This window comes from Candidatus Frankia nodulisporulans (assembly GCF_902806475.1).
GTDB lineage: Bacteria > Actinomycetota > Actinomycetes > Frankiales > Frankiaceae > Frankia > Frankia umida.
This window is the reverse complement of the sequence record NZ_CADCWS010000328.1, coordinates 1-3,919: the sequence shown is the minus strand read 5'-3', so window position 1 is coordinate 3,919 and position 3,919 is coordinate 1. Positions and strand designations below refer to the sequence as shown.

Genomic DNA, 3,919 nt, shown 5'->3' with positions numbered 1-3,919 from the left:
CAACGACAACGTGACGACTGATCATCGGGGAATCCTGGCTGGTAAGAGTGTGCTCATCACGGGAGCGAGCAGCGGAATCGGAGCCGCGGCCGCCCGCCTGTTCGCCCGCGAGGGGGCGTCGGTGGTTCTCACCGCGCGGCGCGCGGAACGTCTCAGTGCCCTCGCCGAGGAAATTCAGGCCGAAGGTGGCACCGCGACCAATGTGGTCGCCGACGTGACCCGGGCGCAGGACGTGGAGCGGGCCGTCTCGGTCGCCGTCGAACGTTATGGGCGCCTCGACGCCGCCTTCAACAACGCCGGCTACGGAGAAGCCCAGACCTCACGGCACCTGACAAAGGCGCTCGCCGCCGAGTACGGCGCACAGGGCATTCGCGTGAACGCGATCGCTCCCGGTACCACCCGCAGCGAGATGATCGCCGGCTGGTTCGCGGCGAATCCCGACATCGAAAAGGAACTGCACCGGGCCACCCCGCAGCAGCGCACCGCCGAACCGGTGGAGATCGCCGAAGCCGCGGCCTGGCTGTGCAGCGACCGGGCCTCGTTCGTCACCGGCGCGAACCTCGTCGTCGTCGACGGCGGCTTCACCATTATCTGACGTCCGGTGCTCAGGCGGGTTGGCTGGTGAGGGCGGCGATCCGTCCCATCAGCGCCTCGACATCGCCCCGCTCGTGGGCGATCTGCCAGCGGGCGAGCTGGACGGAGGCCTCCACCACGGTCCGCACCCGCTCGTAGCGGCGGTCGGTGAAGCGCGCCAACAGCTGGTCGTCGACGCGGTCCGCGGTGGTGAGCAGATCGGCGAGGACGGCGGCGTCCTCCAGAGCCATCGCGGCACCCTGAGCGAGGGTGGGTGGGCAGGTGTGCGCGGCGTCGCCGATGAGCACGACCCGGCCGCGATGCCAGGGCGGATCGAGCAGGTGCTCCTCGAACCAGGTGTAGTTGATGGTCTCGGGGTCGGTGATGGACTCGCGGATCTCATCCCACGGCCCGTGGTAGCCGGCGGTGAGCTGGCGCACGATGTGGACCTTCTCCGCACCGGTGAGGGTCGTGCGATCCTGGGCGTCCTCGGCGAGAAAAGCATAGAGGGACGACGCGGAGGTCGGGGTGTAACCGGCGATATAGCAGGGCCCGCCGAAGTAGGCCTCCGAGTTCACGACCTCTCGTGGACGAGGTACGAAGACCCGCCACACGCCTATCCCGACCGGCCGTGTCTCCAACGGCACGCCCAGCAGACCGCGCACCGTCGACCGTAGCCCGTCCGCGCCGATCACCAGGTCGTAGCGGCCCACCGAGCCGTCGCTGAACACCACGTCCACACCGGTGTCGTCCTGCGTGAAAGCGGTGATGGTGGTGGCGAGCCGGGAGACGACACCGGCCTGGGCGGCCCGGTCCATCAGGATGCGCGCGAGGTCAGGTCGGTACATGCCCATCGCCGCGGGCAGATCCGGGCCACCGGAGCGATGTTCGGCGAGTTCGGCGAGAACACTGGCAGCGGCATCCGGCGCGCGCAGGACCAGGCCGTCCGACGGCCAGCCGTGCGCCAGGCATTCCGGCAGAACACCGAGGTCACGCAGCACCCGGAGGGCATTTCCCTGCAACGTGATACCGGAGCCGAGCGCGGTCACATCAGGTCTGACCTCAACCAGTTCGACCCGCACCCCGGCCTCGGCACACAGAATTCCCGCGGCCGCCCCCGCGAGACCGGCCCCCACGACCAGCACACTGCCCACCGCAGCCATCCAGAATCTCCTTTGTCGATGAGCAAGAAAGGAACGTCGCCCGTTCTGTGCGACGCCCGAGAGTGAAACCCCTCTGTTTCTACCACTGGCCCGAACCGGCCTGATCTTCTCCCCACCTTGTAACACTTGTACGGTGCTGAAGCTTCATGACCCCGCAGATCTCGAACGGACCGTCGATTCACTCCTGCACGAACTCGTCGCCCACCTGCGCGCCGACCACGGCATCGACCTCACGCTCGGACGGCGCGCCCGCACCCGCCTGCTCCTCGAACTCGCCGCCGACCTGCCCCTGGACGACGAAGGCGTCGCCCGCGGATTCGAGAACATGCTGCGCACACCACTCGACCAGGCCCTGCGCACCCATCGACCAGCGCGACCCGGCCCACTCACCATCACCGACCTGGCCCGCGAATTCGGCACCTGGACGGTGTCCCTCGCCTGACCCGCCGACCGCGCAGCCCACCCGAACTCGGCGACACCGGCGAACCGTCCGCCCTGCGAGTTGCCCGGACAGCCGACGGTTCCCTGGTCGGATTCCCGCAGGTCCGGGAGTTCCACCGGAACCACCCGCGCCGCCGTTCCCGGACGCCCCGCTTCGCCTGCCGCACGGCGCAACTCCGCCGCGGCCTGGGCAGGTCGATGCGGCCCCGACCCCGCCGTCGCGGCCTCTCCGGCACCTGACGCCCCCCAGGAACAGCAGCAATCATGCCGAACGTAAGCGAGACTTTAGCCAAAACAACGATCATCGCCCCCATGCACATCGGAAGACGGTGGACGGACGCGCTGGTCAGGCGAGGCCAGCGCTCCATTGGCCGCGAACTGGGGCGCATCGCGGCGACCATGGCATTCGTCGAAGTCGGCGCCTGGCCCGCGGCCCCCGTTGATCCGCCCGCCACCGCGCCCGCCGATCCTGCCAGCGCACCGTCCACGACAGGTCGCCCATCCGCGCCACTTGATCGGATGCCGTCCCAGGCGCCCATGTCCCGCGTCGAACGCGACCTGTGGCGCCAACTGTCAGACCTCACGGTCCTGCCGAGCGAGGGCTCCTGATCCCGGTGTCGCCGGGCCACCCGGCGAGCGTCAGAGGCCCCTCCGCACCTCTCGAGCGGACCCCCGCCAAGGACTTGATCTGCCGGTGGCCGGGGGTAGCGACAACCACCATGTCCGACCGTGTAGCATCACTCCTGTCGGCGGGTGAGACCCGCGACCACCTGTCCGGGTGGCGGAATGGCAGACGCGCTAGCTTGAGGTGCTAGTGCCCTTTATCGGGCGTGGGGGTTCAAGTCCCCCCTCGGACACGTTCCATTACCCCACGGTAGGCCGGGTTGATCTTCAACTCGGCCTTCACTGTGTTGGTGGATGGCTGGTAGGTCAGCCGAAGGTCGAGCTGGCGGTACAGGTCGGCCTTCTCTGCAGGCTCAGCTTCGCCGAGCGCGCTGGCCACGTCGCCGAGCTCCTCGACCAGGGCAGCGATCTCCTCGTGGCTCAGCGCCTGTGTCTGTGTTCTCCGCGCCTCGCGGAGGTTCCGTTCGGCGGCGGTCTTCGCCGCCTGGGCCTGGGCGATCCAGCTGGTGACGACCACGGGGTCCGCGCCGGCGTCCAGGGCTGCCCGGTAGTTGACGAGTTTGGCGTTGCTCTCCTCGATCGCCCGGCGGGCCTGGTCGATGACCAGATCATGGGATGACATGTTGGCCTGGGCTGTCGCCATGGCCTGCAGGGGGCGGTGTTGGCCACCAGGCTCCAGCCGTCGCCGCCCGCGCGCACGAGCCGGCCGCCACCCGCAGCTTGTCGGGCGCGGACCGAGCCGGGGGCGGGTGGGCGGCATCGGCGAGGAGTCCGACCTCGCGTAGCGCGCGTTCCACGGCGGGATGGTCCGGGGCTGGGGCGCGCGGCAGCAGGTCGATGAACCGTACCGACGGTTCCAGGTCGGTGTCGCCCCAGTTGAGCCGGTCGAACTCGATGGCATAGGGGTCACGGGTGTCGGCGAGGTCGAACTCCCGACACCAGGCGCGGGCCGCTTGAGGCTACCCCAATTAATTCGTAACTGGTCAGGTAGCGCTTTGATCGTGGGTTAGGTGGTTGCGGGCATCCAGGGGCGGCCCTCGGCGAGTTGGACGAGGGCGGGGAACAGGGGGATGCCGTGTTTGGTGGTGGTGGACAGGTAGAGGCTTATGCAGAACTCG

The 3,919-nt window shown here is 68.9% G+C and carries 4 protein-coding genes and 1 tRNA gene; 3 read left to right on the top strand and 2 right to left on the bottom strand.

The window, feature by feature from the left end; all coding sequences use genetic code 11:
- Positions 1-595 (top strand): SDR family NAD(P)-dependent oxidoreductase (locus G6R24_RS19065; RefSeq protein ID WP_338084474.1); only part of this gene is annotated, 595 nt, incomplete at its 5' end.
- Between the two features lie 10 nt (positions 596-605).
- Here G6R24_RS19065 and G6R24_RS19060 read toward each other — a convergent pair.
- Positions 606-1,736, bottom strand: a complete 1,131-nt coding sequence (locus G6R24_RS19060; RefSeq protein ID WP_163550556.1) for an FAD-dependent monooxygenase — start codon at positions 1,734-1,736, stop codon at positions 606-608.
- A 133-nt stretch (positions 1,737-1,869) separates the two neighbouring features.
- Here G6R24_RS19060 and G6R24_RS19055 point away from each other — a divergent pair, with 133 nt between their 5' ends.
- Positions 1,870-2,178, top strand: a complete 309-nt coding sequence (locus G6R24_RS19055) for a hypothetical protein (RefSeq protein WP_163550555.1) — start codon at positions 1,870-1,872, stop codon at positions 2,176-2,178.
- Between the two features lie 771 nt (positions 2,179-2,949).
- Positions 2,950-3,034, top strand: a tRNA-Leu gene (locus G6R24_RS19050).
- Here G6R24_RS19050 and G6R24_RS19045 read toward each other — a convergent pair.
- On the bottom strand, positions 3,016-3,423 hold the full coding sequence (locus G6R24_RS19045) for a hypothetical protein (protein ID WP_163550554.1): 408 nt from the start codon (positions 3,421-3,423) through the stop codon (positions 3,016-3,018). The genes G6R24_RS19050 and G6R24_RS19045 overlap by 19 nt on opposite strands.
- Positions 3,424-3,919 lie beyond the last annotated feature (496 nt).